The following is a 13,207-nucleotide window of genomic DNA, read 5'->3' on the forward strand; positions in this document are numbered from 1 at the left end:
CCAGACTTATCCGTACTCATATTCCCCAAAGGCCGCCGTCATGACCCGCAAGCCCAAGATTCAGCATGTGATGGAATATCCGCAGCCGGAGCAGCCGCACGGATTCGCGCTCAAATTGATGGAATTGCTGGTCATTCCAACCTTCGTGCTCGACTGTCATGGCAAAGTCATCATCTGGAACCGCGCGTGCGAGCGCCTGACGGCGGTCGACGCCTGGGAAGTGCTGGGCACCACCGACCACTGGCGCGGCTTTTACCATGAACAGCGCGCCACCCTGGCCGACCTGTTGCTCCAGGGCCGCGGCGCCGAGCCGTCGCGCACGTCCGGCCAGCGCCGCGCCGACGCGGACGGCAACCTGCGCGCGGAAAACTGGTGCGACATGCCGCGCATCGGCCGGCGCCGCTACCTGGCGGCGGACGCCAGCCCCATCCTCGATGGCGACGGCAAGCTGCAGGCGGTGGTCGAGACCTTGCGCGACGTGACGGACGAAAAATGCGCGCAGGTGGCGCTGGAACAGCTGGCCACGCGCGACGGCCTGACCGGCCTGGCCAACCGCCGCTGTTTCGACAACACGCTGTACGCCGAGTGGCAGCGCGCGCTGCGCCAGCAGCAGCCGCTGTCGCTGCTCATGGTCGACGTCGACAATTTCAAGCAATACAACGACGCCTACGGCCACCTGGGCGGCGACGAATGCCTGCAGCGCATCGCCAAGGCGGTGGCCAGCGAGATGCGCACCAACGACCTGGTGGCGCGCTACGGCGGCGAGGAGTTCGCCGTGATCCTGCCCAACCAGTCGCTCAAGGGCGCGGCCATCGTGGCCGAGCGCATCCGCTGCCGCGTCGAGCAGCTGCACATGCCCAACCTGGGCCACGTGGTGACGGTGAGCATCGGCGCGGCCACCGCGCTGGCGGCGCCGGACAACGATTCGAGCCAGCTGGTCGCGGCGGCCGACTCGGCGCTCTACCGCGCCAAGCACATGGGCCGCAACCGCATCAGCCTGCCAACGGCGGACGGCGATCTGGCGGCGGCCATCGTCGACGCGCTTAAACGATCGTGAACTCGACGCCGTTCGTGATCATGCCGACTACGGCGGCCTGGTTTTCCGGCGATTCCGAAAAGCCACCCAGCACCTGCGCGCGGGTGAATGACCCGTCCGCCAAAGCGTGCAGATAGAAATCGAGGCCTTGCGCATCCGGCAAACGATGCAGCACGTTAGCGTACATCAAGGTCACAAACTGCGTGTTATCCAGCGCGCCGTAGGTCCTCGCGCTCTCCGGGCTGTCGAGGAAGTACTGGGCCATGCTGCCCAGGCTCAGGCCCCTGTCCAACGCACCGAGCCAGAAACCGACACCGCCCGTGTCCGGCGTTCGGTTGAAGGCGGCCTGGTACATGCGATAGGTCTTGCCCGCGAAGCCGTCGATATCGAGCGCGACGCCGCTGCCGTCGGAAAAGAACAGCCGCTCGACGCCACCGACCAGATCGACGCCGCCGGCGCCGGTTTTGTCGCTCACGGTGAACGAGCCGCCGCTGCCGCTGACGGTAAAATTGCTGCGGGCGCCATTGTAGGCGATGGTATCGGTGCCCGCGCCGCCTGAGAACAGCTCGCTGCCGATGCCGGCGATGAACGCATCGGCGCCGGCGGTGGCGCCGTGGAACGTGCCATAACTGGACAGGTCCACGGCCCGGTCCGAGAAACTCAGCTTGGAAATCTGATTGAGGATATCAACGCCCTCGCCCGTCACCGTCAATGCCGGTTTGGTACCGGAGAGCGCATAGTCGCCAAAACGCATGTTGTACGCTACGGTGTCCGAACCGCCGCCACCGCTGATCGTATCGCTTCCCTTGCCCTGGGAAACCCAGTCGCTGCCGGCGCCGCCCATGATGACGTTGCCTGCATCGTTGCCGACAATGAGGGAGCCGCCGCTGCCGGCGATCGCGCGTTCGATCGTCACGCCAGCGGCGATCGAAATATTGTAGTAGCCCGACGCGGTCGAGCTAAAGCCGAACTCGTTCAGGTTGACGACGGTGTAGCCGGTGCAGGCCGACAAGTCCAGCGTGTCCGTGCCGCCAGCGTCCCAGATGCATTGCAGCGCCGCGTCGGTGCCAAAGCGGTAGGTGTCGGCGCCAGTGTGATACGTCATGTTGGCGCCGTACATATACTGGATCGCCAGGATGTCAAACATCATAGGCGTGATGCCGTAGTTGCCGTTGAGCCTAAAACCTTCACCGGTGTTATACGACATCACTGTATAGTCCATGCTGTCGGTTTCGGCGGACAGGAACGGACCATCCACCTCGTTACCGGTCGAATCGTAGTCGCCCGGGTGCTTTAATCCCAGCGTATGGCCGAATTCGTGGATCAGCACCGCGCGGCCGTAGTCGCCATCGGCAAAGCTGTTGTTATAGCTGTCCTGGTTGTTGGTGTACATATACGTCGAACCCCAGCCGGTGGGCAGATAGGCGTAGGCGCCGCTTTCATCGCCCTGGTTGTTGGTGCCGACCTGGATGTCCCCGCCCGAGCCCACTTGGGTGAAGGTGACATTCGCCACAGCGGCCCAAGTGCCCAGCGCCACCTTGACCGCCGCCTGCTGGGCCGCGTTCATGGGCTTGAATCCCTTCGCGTCGTCGGTGCTGGCGTCGGCCGGCGGGGCGGTCAGGAAACTGTAGGTCAGCGCAACGGCCGTATCGGGGGTGGTCGCCCAGCTGCTGTGCAGCAGCGCGTCGATCGCGTTAATTCCTGTGGTCATGGCCATGATTGAGCAAGCGTCAGTTATAATTGCCTAATAGTAACACCTTGCGCGCAAATTGGCGGCCCCGGCGCCTGGTTTTGGCGCGAAAATCGTTGAATGTTGCAAAAAACTTAGGGTGGCGTCGGCGGTTTTGATCGCGCGCCGCGCTCAATCGAACGGGTTGGCCACCGTACGGCGCGACGGCACTGGCAACGCGGCCGGCAAGGCCATGGCCTCCAGGCGCGCCACGATATCGCCCAGCAGCTGATGCAGCAAGCGCGCGTCGGCCAGGCCAGCCTGATCGGCGGTCAGGTCGACATCGCCACTGAGGGTGACACGGTCGACCCGGTTTTCGATGGCCAGGCGGCCGACATTCAACACATCCGACTCGTTCGCATAGGGAACGAATTTATTGCTTAATTGGCCCATTGCCTGCTCCTCTCCTTGCCTTTGCGCTGCCGCACATTGGGCAGCCGCAGCAGCTCCTGCTTGCGCTCCGCCGACAACGACGGTAGCAGATCGATGCCGATCCTGCTTTCCAGTTCGGCGACGCTGAGCATCTGGTAGTCCGCATCCGCCCGGTTTTCGACGAAGAAGGCGGCGCCGGCCCGCTGGCGCGGGCTGTAGACCAGTTTATACAAATGCGTAGGCACCAGCACATTGCCGATTTTTTGCAGGTCGCGGCCGATGAAGGCCGGACCGGTGATGACGTACAGCTCGCCCTCCTTCTGCGCCTGCTTGCGCACCACGGCCTCGATGCCGGCCCACAGGTGGCGGTTGTTCTCGGCGTCCTGCGGCACCATGTTGGCCAGCGTGAAGCTCTCGTGCTGGGTGCGCCGGTCCGGCATGTCGCCGTTGGGCGCCATGTGGCCGCGGTCGTAGCCGCTGCGGGCATAGTCGTCCAGCTCGGCGCGGGCCCCGGGCGGCAAGCGCTTTTCGGCGTGGAAGCTGTCCTCGCGCGATAGATCTTTGGCGGCGGCGATATGGTCGGCGGTCAAGTGCTCGGCCGACCACAGCGGCGTGCGCGTCACCCCGGAATGCATGACGCCAAACACACCGTAACACAGCTCGGTGGTGGCGGCGCCCAGCTTGCGGTTGGCGATCTGCGGCAGGCGGCCGTCGACATAGTGGGCCGGACAGCGGGTTTGAAGAGCGCGGGCCTCGAAGGCCAGCGCGACGGAAGACAGGCCCGACGCGGCGAGCAGGCCGCAAGCGATGGCCGTCGCGGCCACGCTTCGTTGAAACAAATTCATATTTCCCTGGGGCAGATTTTGGAGGCGGCATTCTAGCGGAGCGCGCGCCAAACAAAAAGGGCCGAACCCGTCAGGATTCGACCCTTTCAAAACATCCGCCCTACCAGAGGCCTTGTTTTATATTTCAATAGCTACAACACTGCTTGTCATTTTACATTGTTTTTCGTGGCCTGGGTGAAATTATGACAACGAAAGATCAAAAATTCAGGACGGCTTGTTGCGGCGCGTGGTGTTGCGCCGGCGGTGGCCGGTGCCGGTGCGGCCGGGCGGCTGCTTGGTCTCGCCGGCTTCGGCCCGCTGCTTGTTGACGATCCGGGCCGCCACCTCCTCCTCGCGGCCGGGGTAGCGTCCCTCCTGTTCGAATTGATGTTCCAGCTCCTTGTACTCGTGCTCGCGCTTGGGGCTTGCTCCTCGTGGCATGATGGACTCCTCTCTTAGAACATGTTCGGCTTCTACGCGACCCATGCTACTGAAAGCGCGTCGGCGATGTCGCACGGCTGCTACGCCGCAATCGCTGTTTCGCTTGTCAGTTTTCCACCGACAACAGCAACTCGATTTCCGCGAGCAGCTCGGCCATCGTGTCGACCACCCGGTACGCGCCGGGAAAATCGTAGCCGCGCGTGAGCGCGTTGCGCAGGATGACGCAGCGGATGCCGGCCGCCATCGCCGCCCGCAGGCCGCGCGGCGAATCCTCGACCACCAGCGCGTCGGCCGCCGCCACGCCCAGCCGCTCCAGGCCCAGCAGATAAGGGTCCGGCGCCGGTTTGCTGTTGGCGTAGGATTCGTGCGTGAGCACGAACTCGAAGTGCCGCCGCAGCGGCAAACGCCCGTGGATGATATCGAAGTGATCGCGGATCGAACTGGTGACGACGGCCATGCGCACGCGCGGCGCCAGGCTGGCCAGCACCTCGGCCACGCCGGCGATGGCCGGAATGTGCTCCGAGGCCAGCCGCAGCGCGTAGACGCGGTTGCGGTGCGCGCGCCGCTCCTCCATCCGCGCCGCGCTCAGGGCCGGCTCCAGCAAATGCCAGGCGCCGCGGTTGTCGGCCAGGTACCAGTCGAAGAAGTGCTGCTCGGTGAGCTCCAGGCCAAGCGGCCTGAACAAATCCCGGTTGGCTTCGTAAAACAGCCGCTCGGTATCGACCAGCACGCCGTCGTTGTCCCACAAAATTGCTTGCAGCATATTACGTATTCCTTGTAAAGGCCGGCGAGCGGCCGGCGGCCCGCCGCCGCCCCGGCCCGTGGCAGCGGATTGTAACCGCTGGTCTTGCCTGTCAGGGTATGCAATACTTGTTTCCACCGAATACTCGAAGAGCGACATGGCCGTTTTCGCACGACTTCCGCGCAGCCTCAAGTTCCGCATGACCGGGGTCGTCGTGATGCTGGTCCTGGCGGCCACGATGACGGTGGCCTGGGTGGCGCTGGTGCTCGCCGAACGCGACATGAAAAGCGTGATCGGCGACCAGCAATACGCGCTGCTGTCGTCGGCCGCCGCCCAGGTCGACGCCCAGTTCACCGCCAGGAAGGTGCTGCTGGCCAGCCTGGCCGACACCGTCGCCGAAAGCGACGGCGCCAGCCCGGCGGCGATGCAGGCGTTCGTGGCCCGCCATCCGGTGGCGCGCGCGCGCTTCCTCAACCTGCACATCTACAACCGGCAAGGCGCGCTGCTCAACACCGGCGGCGACGGCGGCGGCGTCTCGGCGCTCGATCCCGGCCGGGCCGCGCACACCTGGTTCGAGCGCGCGCTGGCGGCCGGCAAGCCGGTCGTGTCGCCGCCGTTCAAAAGCATCCTGACGGGCCGTCCGGCGATCATGATCGTCCACCCGGTACTCGACGCCGGCGGCCGCGCGCTCATGCTGCTGTGCGGCAGCATCGACCTGAGCAGTCCATCGTTCACCGAGCAGGTGGCCGCGCAAAAGCCGGGCAAGACCGGCTACACGTACATGATGACCGCCGACGGCGTGGTGCTGCACCACCCCGACCCCGGCATGCTGCTCAAGCGGGTCGACGAGCGCGCCGGCCATAGCAGCGCGACCGCGCTGGCGCTGACCGGCTTCGAGGGCTGGACCGAAACCAAGGGCCGCGACGGCGTGGCCGGCATCTACTCGTTCAAGCGGCTGCGCGCCACCGACTGGATCATCGGCGCGCGCTTCCCGGTCGAGGAGGCGTTCGCGCCGATGATCGCCATGCGCCACAAGGCCATGCTGGGCGCCGCCGCCTTCGCCGCCCTGGCCGGGCTGATGGCGTGGATCGCGGTGCAGTGGATGTTGCGTCCGCTGGGCCGCCTGCGCGGCCACATCGACGACATCCGCGGCGGGCGCGCCGACATCGGCGTGCTGCAGCGCGGGCGCGCCGACGAGATCGGCGCGCTGAGCGTGGCCTTCCACGAACTGATGGCCGAACGCGAGGCCGCGCAGGCGGCCATCCGCGACAGCGAGGCGCTCATCAGCAGCATCCTCGACCGCGCCCCGGACGCCTTCGTCAGCTGCGAGGCCACCGGCATCATCACCAAATGGAACGCCGCCGCCGAGCGCAGTTTCGGCTGGACGCGCGAGGAGGCGATCGGCCGCGACATCGCCGAGCTGATCGTCCCGCCCGAACTGCGCGGCAAGCACGGCGCCGGCATGCGCAGCTTCGCCGACGGCCATGCCGGACGGCTGATCAACTCGCGGGTACGGGTGGCGGCGCTGCACAAGGACGGCAGCGAGGTGCCGGTCGAACTGTCGCTCGGCGCGCTGCGCCACGAAGGCGCCTACTACGCCACCGCCTTCCTGCACGACATCACCGGGCGGGTGGCCTACGAGCGCCAGATCGCCGCCAGCGAAAAGCGCCTGCGCACCCTGGCCGACAACCTGCCGGTGCTGATCTCCTACCTGGACCACGCGCGCACCTTCCAGTTCCTCAACGCCACCTTCCTGCACTGGTTCGGCATGGACCCGGTGAAGATGATCGGCCACCACCTGGTCAACGGCATCGGCAACACCCAGTACGCGCTGGCGCAACCGCACCTGGACCGCGCCTACCAGGGCCACAACGCCACCTACGAGCACACCGCCAGGATCGACGGCGGCGAACACGCACTCGAAACCACCTTCGTGCCGGAGCTGGGCGCCGACGGCACCGTCATCGGCATCTATTCGCTGACCCACGACACCACGCGCATGAAGGAAATCGAGCAGCGCCTGACGCAGCTGGCGCGCATCGACACGCTCACCGGCATCGCCAACCGCCGCATGTTCGAGGAGATCCTGCAGCTGGCGATCGTGCGCGCCAAGCGCAATCGCATGCCGCTGGCGCTGGCCTACCTGGACATCGACCACTTCAAGGCCATCAACGACACGCGCGGCCACGGCGCCGGCGACGCCGTGCTCAAGGAGTTCGCCGCGCGCCTGACGGCCAACGTGCGCGCCTCGGACAGCGTGGCCCGCGTCGCCGGCGACGAATTCATCATCATCTTCGAACAGGTGGCGCACGTCGGGGAGGCGGCGCGCATGGCGCTCAAGATCGTCGAGGCGGTCCGGCGGCCGTTCGCCGTGGCGGACGCGGAACTGGCGGTCACCACCAGCATCGGCCTGGCGCTGCACAATGGCGAGGGCGAATCGGCCGCCGAACTGGTGGCGCGCGCCGACAGCGCGCTGTACGCGGCCAAGCACAACGGCCGCGACGGCTACGCGGTCGCCGATTGAATCCCTACAGGTCGATCTCCATGCCGTCGTAGGCCGACACCACCTCCAGCGGCGTCTCGCCGGTTGCGGCGGCGTACCGGCGCGTTTCGGCCAGCACGCGGGAGATGCGGGCGTCGTCGTAGACCGGCTCGTGGTGGAACAGGCACAGCGTGCGCACGCCGGCCAGCCGGCACAGCTCCACGCCCACCGCGCCGCTCGAATGGCCCCAATCGGCCTTAGCCGACACGCATTCGGCCAGCGAATACATGGCGTCGAAGATCACCAGGTCGGCGTCGCGGAAGAATTCCACGAACGCCGCGCGTCCGGCGGCGTCGTCGAGCTTGTGCTCGGAGTCGGTGCTGTAGACCATGGCCAGCCCGCCCCGCTCCAGCCGGTAGCCATACGAATCGCCGTGGTGCAGCTGGCGCTTGGCGGTCACCGTCACGTCCTTGACCATCACCGGCACGCCCGGCTCCATGCGCACGAACTCGATGGTGGCCGCCAGCTGGTCGAATCCGACCGGAAAACTGATCGGGTCCTGCTGGCGCCGGAAGGCCGCCTCCAGCTCGGCGTGGCAGCCGTAGATAATGATCCGGTTGCCCGGGATATACGCCGGCGTAAAGAACGGAAAGCCCATGATGTGGTCCCAGTGAAGATGGGACATGAACACATGGTAGGTCTGCGGATTGGCGGGGCCGTAGCGGGCCAGCTTGGCGCCGGCCAGCGGCCGCGCGCCCGAACCCAGGTCGAGGATGATGTGGTCGCTCGTGGCCGCCGGGTCCCAGGCCTCGACCTCGACGCAGCTGGAATTGCCGCCGTAGGTGCCGCGCACGTCGAAATCGAGCTCGTTGTCGACGTAGGACGCCACCTTCCCGGGCGTGTCGAGATCGCGGCCGATCGCCCCTTCCAGCGCGGCGACCAGCTTGGCGCGGATGTGCTTGTGGTTCAGCGCCACCGGCAACGAGCCGCGCGCGCCCCAGATACGGGCTTTCATGAAGCGAATTCCATGGTGGTGCGATATTCCCGTACAGGTGACAGAGGCCGGATTCAAGGAAGGCGCCGTGACGGTGAAGCAACTAGTGGTGCCAAACAGGCAGCAGATTTTGCATTTTGACACCTCTGTGTATATTATGCAATGCAATATGCGATGCCCGGGGCCGTGCCGGGTCCGTGCTATTCTTCGCCCTCTCCGCGCCTCGGCGTCAAGACAGCAGCAATACGGACACCCACTCGCCATGTCACTCAACCAATTCTTCCAGCTCGCCGAGCACGGCACGACCATCCGCACCGAGGTTATCGCCGGCCTCACCACCTTCCTGACGATGGCCTACATCATCTTCGTCAACCCCGCCATCCTCGGCGACGCCGGGTTGCCGAAGGACGCGGTGTTCGTCGCCACCTGCCTCGCCGCCGCGCTGGGCACGCTGATCATGGGCCTGTACGCCAACTACCCGATCGGCATGGCGCCCGGCATGGGCCTGAACGCCTACTTCGCCTACGCGGTGGTGCTCGGCATGGGCGTGCCGTGGCAAACGGCGCTCGGCGCGGTGTTCATCTCCGGCTGCCTGTTCATCGTCGTCAGCGTGTTCAAGGTGCGCGAGCATATCGTCAACGGCATCCCGCGCTCGCTGCGGGTCGCCATCACCGTCGGCCTGGGCTTGTTCCTGGCGCTGATCGCGATGAAAAGCGCCGGCCTGGTGGTGGCCAATCCGGAGACGCTGGTCAGCGTCGGCGACATGCACAATCCGCACACCTTGATGGCCATCTTCGGCTTCCTGCTGATCGTCACCCTGGACCGCCTGCGCGTGCCGGGCGCGCTGCTGATCGGCATCGCCGCCGTCACCGCGCTGAGCTTTTTCTTCGGCGGCAACACGTTCAAGGGCATCATGTCGCTGCCACCGTCGATCTCGCCGACCTTGTTCCACCTGGACCTGGCGGGCGCCATCTCCATGGGGTTGTTCAACGTCGTGCTGGTGTTCTTCCTGGTGGAGCTGTTCGACGCCACCGGCACCCTGATGGGCGTGGCCAGCCGCGCCGGCCTGCTGGTCAACGGCAAGATGGAACGCCTGAACAAGGCGCTGCTGGCAGACAGCTGCGCCATCGTCGCCGGCTCCGTGCTGGGCACCTCGAGCACCACCGCGTATCTGGAAAGCGCCGCCGGCGTGCAGGCCGGCGGCCGCACCGGCCTGACGGCGCTGGTGGTGGCGCTGCTGTTCCTGGCAGCGCTGTTCTTCGCGCCGATCGCCGGCGTCGTGCCGGCCTACGCCACCGCGCCGGCGCTGCTGTTCGTCGCCTGCCTGATGCTGCGCGACCTGGTCGACGTCGACTGGAGCGACACCACGGAAAGCGTGCCGGCGGCGATCACCGCGCTGGCGATCCCGTTCACCTACTCGATCGCCCACGGCATCGCCTTCGGCTTCATCACCTACGCCGGCCTCAAGTTGCTGACCGGCCAGGCGCGCCAGGTCAAGCCGGTGGTCTGGATCATCGCCATCGTTTTCCTGACTAAATACAGCCTGACGTAGACGGGGACGGCGGCAGCTCGCGGATGGCCTGGACGCCGATGACGTTGTGCAGGCGCATGCGGCACAGCACCAGCGGGTCCTCCTCCGGCGCGGCCAAGCGCAGGTGCACCTCCAGCCCGTGGGCGCCGGCGGTCGTGCGTAGCCCGCGCAGCTCGATGCCGAGGCGGCGCACGACGGCCAGCGCCGCCTCCAGGGTGGCGATGGGCGCATCCGGCTCGATGCAAAAACGATAGTTTTTCTGTGTGGTATTCATGCCATCAGAATATCCCCGACCGGGCAAAATAGGCTTCCTGAATTTACACGATTTAGCCAAATTTCCAGAAGATTCTCCCGCCAGCTGTAGAATCGCTGGAACATTCATCTACCCGGGACGAAACATGGAAATCGACGAGATTGATCGCCGCATCTTGCGCGAACTGCGCCAGGATGGCCGCGTGAGCAATACCAAACTGGCCGAGAAGGTCGGCCTGTCAACCACGCCGTGCTGGAACCGCGTGCGCGCGCTGGAGGAAAGCGGCATGATCGAGGGCTACACGGCTCTGCTGAGCCAGACGGCGTTGGGCTATCCGGACACCGTCATCATCGAGGTCACGCTGGACCGCCACGACGACGACATTTTCGACAAGTTCGGCCAGGCGCTGGCCGAATTGCCGGAAGTGATGGAAGCCTATCTGCTGACGGGCGAGTACGACTACCTGATCAAGGTGGCGGTGGCGGGGACGGCGGGCTACGAGGAGTTCCTGCGCCGCAAATTGTACAAGCTGCCGGGGCTGCGCCACAGCCGCTCGACCTTCGTGCTGCGCTGCCTGAAACGCACCTATTCCGTCGCCCCGTGACGCTGCGGCCGACACAGTTGCGCGGCAGGAACTGTTGATAAAGTATGGCAACTTCTGTGATTTCACCGATATTTACATGGGAATTACTATTTTTTCCGGATCACAAGATTTATACTCTCCGGAAATTATATGTGAATGTGCATGCGAAAACTTTTTGCCTACTCTTATTTCATCGGCGACCCGGAACAACAACGGCAATTTTTTGTCGAAGGCCGTCCCGTCGTCATCCTGACCCAGGCCTTCGGCCTGATCGCCTGGCTGTGCGCCATCACGTTGCTGTTCGGCTCGAACGGCGACGGCCACCTGAGGGTACTGCTGGGCGCGCCCGGCATCCTGACCAGCCTGTTCATGACCATGCGCGCGCGCTCGCTGCGCCAGTTGATCGTCAGCGGCGTGCTCGGGGCCGTGACCACCGCCGTCGCCTTCCGGCTGTTCCTGGACCAAACCGAGCACCCGGTGTTCTGGGTACTGCCGATCGGCATCGCCATGGCGCTGGCCTCGGCGCCGGTGTTTAGCGGGCTGATCAACTACGTCGCCACCGTCATCGTCATCTGGCTCGTCCTCGGCGCCGGCAATTTCCCGGGACAGCCTGGACAGCTCGACTTCAACCTGGCGCTGGTCGCCGTCGGCGGCAGCCTGTGCATCGGCGTCTATCTCAACATTTTTTTCCTGACCCTGCGCGTTGGTAATTTCCGCGCCAGCAAGGAATTGACGGTCCTCGCCTTCAAGGACAGCGTCACCGGCTTGAACAACCGCCGCAAGTTCACCCTCGACGCCCGCGCGGCCCAGCAAACGGACGGTCCGCTGCACTTCCTGATGATCGACATCGACGACTTCAAGAAAATCAACGACACACTCGGCCACGACGCCGGCGACGAAGTGCTGAAAAGGACCGCCGCCGTCATCGGCAGGCTGTCCGCCAGGCACCTGTGCGGACGGTTGGGCGGCGAGGAGTTCGGCGTCGTCTTCCACGGCGACCTCGCCGAGGCGTGCGTGTTCGCCGGGCGCCTGCTGGACGAAGTACGGGCGGCCTGCGTGCCGGCGCGCACGATCAGCATCGGCATCGCCGAATTCGACAAACGGGCCGACCTCTCGGTGAGCTACCGTCATGCCGACCGGGCGCTGTACTCGGCTAAGCACGCCGGTAAAAACCGCTACGTGGTGGCCGACGATCAACGCGAGGCGGCCGCCTGACGCCGGTCCGGCCCGTCCTGTTCCGCGTCCTCCAGACAGCCCAATCCAATCAGAGTCGCCCGCATCGCCGTATCGAGCGGGGTGTGCGGCTCGCCGCCCAGCACGGAACACAGCAGCGCGTTCGACATCCTCACCGGCTGGCGCCACAGATAACGCATTTCGCGCAGCTCGCGGAACACCGGCACGAAAGGCGAGCCCAGGAGCAGCAGCCACCACGGGAAAGCGCCCGCTTTCAGTTCCGGCTTGCCGGCTGCGCGCGCGATGGCGGCGGCGATCCGCGTGCCGTCCGGGTCCCAATGTCCTTCCATCTGATAGGTCGCGAAGGCCGGCAGCGCGTCGCCCTTCTCCACCAGCAGCACCATCGTCTCGGCCACGTCGGGCAGATACGCCCACTGATGGCCGACGCCCGGACTGGAAGGATTGCTGATCGCCGTCACCGGTTTGCCCGGCTTGATCAAGCCCTGCGACAGCCAGCTGTTTCCCGCCCTGGGGCCGAAGAAGTCGCCGGCGCGCACGATCAAGGTGCGCACGCCGTCGTCGGCGGCGGCCTTCAGGCGCGCCTCCAGCTCGACGCGGATCGCGCCTTTGCGCGTGACGGGATGCTGCGGCGAGTCCTCGCGCACGTGGGGAAAGGCATCGGGACCGTAGTTGTAGATGGTCCCTGGCAGCAGGACACGCGCCCCGCCGGCGCGGGCGGCGGCGATGGTATTGTCTATCATGGGCAGCACCAGCGCGCCCCAGTCGCGGTAACCGGGCGGATTGACCGCATGGACGATCAGCGCCGCGTCCTTCGCCGCGCCGACGACATCGTCGCGTTCCATCGCGTCGCCGGACACCCATTCAATGCCGTCGCCGCCGACGGCCGCCCGCTCCGGCGCCCGGTGCAGCGCCCTGACCTTCCAGCCGCGCGCCACGAGCAGGCGTGCGACCTCGCCGCCGATGCCGCCCGTGGCGCCCAGTACCAGCGCGGTGTTTTTCCGTTCCATGCCATTCTCCATTGAATAT

At 65.8% G+C, this 13,207-nt stretch carries 13 protein-coding genes; 5 read left to right on the forward strand and 8 right to left on the reverse strand.

Annotated features, from left to right (window positions below):
* Positions 1-40 precede the first annotated feature (40 nt).
* Complete coding sequence (locus MRBLMU1_RS01180; protein ID WP_363495776.1) at positions 41-1,057, forward strand: sensor domain-containing diguanylate cyclase; 1,017 nt, start codon at positions 41-43, stop codon at positions 1,055-1,057.
* Here MRBLMU1_RS01180 and MRBLMU1_RS01185 read toward each other — a convergent pair.
* From MRBLMU1_RS01185 to MRBLMU1_RS01205, 5 genes are all read right to left on the reverse strand, one after another.
* Positions 1,044-2,747, reverse strand: coding sequence for a DUF4214 domain-containing protein (locus MRBLMU1_RS01185; RefSeq protein ID WP_363495779.1), 1,704 nt, complete (start codon positions 2,745-2,747; stop codon positions 1,044-1,046). The genes MRBLMU1_RS01180 and MRBLMU1_RS01185 overlap by 14 nt on opposite strands.
* 150 nt (positions 2,748-2,897) lie before the next feature.
* Positions 2,898-3,158, reverse strand: a complete 261-nt coding sequence (locus MRBLMU1_RS01190) for a hypothetical protein (protein ID WP_363495782.1) — start codon at positions 3,156-3,158, stop codon at positions 2,898-2,900.
* Positions 3,146-3,982 carry a DNA/RNA non-specific endonuclease gene (locus MRBLMU1_RS01195; protein ID WP_363495785.1) on the reverse strand — a complete coding sequence of 279 codons (837 nt, stop codon included), beginning with the start codon at positions 3,980-3,982 and terminating at the stop codon, positions 3,146-3,148. The genes MRBLMU1_RS01190 and MRBLMU1_RS01195 overlap by 13 nt, the downstream gene beginning before the upstream one ends.
* Before the next feature lie 204 nt (positions 3,983-4,186).
* Complete coding sequence (locus tag MRBLMU1_RS01200; protein WP_363495788.1) at positions 4,187-4,402, reverse strand: hypothetical protein; 216 nt, start codon at positions 4,400-4,402, stop codon at positions 4,187-4,189.
* A gap of 106 nt (positions 4,403-4,508) precedes the next feature.
* The gene (locus tag MRBLMU1_RS01205) at positions 4,509-5,165 is read right to left on the reverse strand and encodes an HAD family hydrolase (protein ID WP_363495791.1); all 657 of its coding nucleotides are present in this window, start codon (positions 5,163-5,165) and stop codon (positions 4,509-4,511) included.
* 136 nt (positions 5,166-5,301) lie between these two features.
* Between MRBLMU1_RS01205 and MRBLMU1_RS01210 the strand changes: the two genes are divergently transcribed.
* Positions 5,302-7,668 carry a diguanylate cyclase domain-containing protein gene (locus MRBLMU1_RS01210; protein WP_363495794.1) on the forward strand — a complete coding sequence of 789 codons (2,367 nt, stop codon included), beginning with the start codon at positions 5,302-5,304 and terminating at the stop codon, positions 7,666-7,668.
* 4 nt (positions 7,669-7,672) lie between these two features.
* Here MRBLMU1_RS01210 and MRBLMU1_RS01215 read toward each other — a convergent pair whose 3' ends face one another.
* A complete protein-coding gene (locus tag MRBLMU1_RS01215; protein WP_363495797.1) occupies positions 7,673-8,641 on the reverse strand; it encodes an MBL fold metallo-hydrolase in 969 nt (322 codons plus the stop codon).
* 241 nt (positions 8,642-8,882) lie between these two features.
* Between MRBLMU1_RS01215 and MRBLMU1_RS01220 the strand changes: the two genes are divergently transcribed.
* A complete protein-coding gene (locus MRBLMU1_RS01220; RefSeq protein WP_363495800.1) occupies positions 8,883-10,172 on the forward strand; it encodes an NCS2 family permease in 1,290 nt (429 codons plus the stop codon).
* Here MRBLMU1_RS01220 and MRBLMU1_RS01225 read toward each other — a convergent pair.
* Positions 10,153-10,425 carry a hypothetical protein gene (locus MRBLMU1_RS01225; RefSeq protein WP_363495803.1) on the reverse strand — a complete coding sequence of 91 codons (273 nt, stop codon included), beginning with the start codon at positions 10,423-10,425 and terminating at the stop codon, positions 10,153-10,155. The two genes, MRBLMU1_RS01220 and MRBLMU1_RS01225, sit on opposite strands and share 20 nt — an antisense overlap.
* 124 nt (positions 10,426-10,549) lie before the next feature.
* Between MRBLMU1_RS01225 and MRBLMU1_RS01230 the strand changes: the two genes are divergently transcribed.
* Positions 10,550-11,008, forward strand: a complete 459-nt coding sequence (locus MRBLMU1_RS01230) for an Lrp/AsnC family transcriptional regulator (protein WP_363495806.1) — start codon at positions 10,550-10,552, stop codon at positions 11,006-11,008.
* A 141-nt stretch (positions 11,009-11,149) separates the two neighbouring features.
* Positions 11,150-12,202: a GGDEF domain-containing protein gene (locus tag MRBLMU1_RS01235; RefSeq protein WP_363495809.1), complete on the forward strand. Its 1,053-nt coding sequence runs from the start codon at positions 11,150-11,152 to the stop codon at positions 12,200-12,202.
* On the opposite strand, the gene MRBLMU1_RS01240 is transcribed toward MRBLMU1_RS01235, so the two are convergent.
* On the reverse strand, positions 12,181-13,188 hold the full coding sequence (locus MRBLMU1_RS01240; RefSeq protein WP_363495812.1) for an NAD(P)H-binding protein: 1,008 nt from the start codon (positions 13,186-13,188) through the stop codon (positions 12,181-12,183). The genes MRBLMU1_RS01235 and MRBLMU1_RS01240 overlap by 22 nt on opposite strands.
* Between the last annotated feature and the right edge of the window lie 19 nt (positions 13,189-13,207).

Origin of the sequence: Burkholderia sp. LMU1-1-1.1, from assembly GCF_040675865.1 — a bacterium.
Lineage (GTDB): Bacteria > Pseudomonadota > Gammaproteobacteria > Burkholderiales > Burkholderiaceae_D > Rugamonas.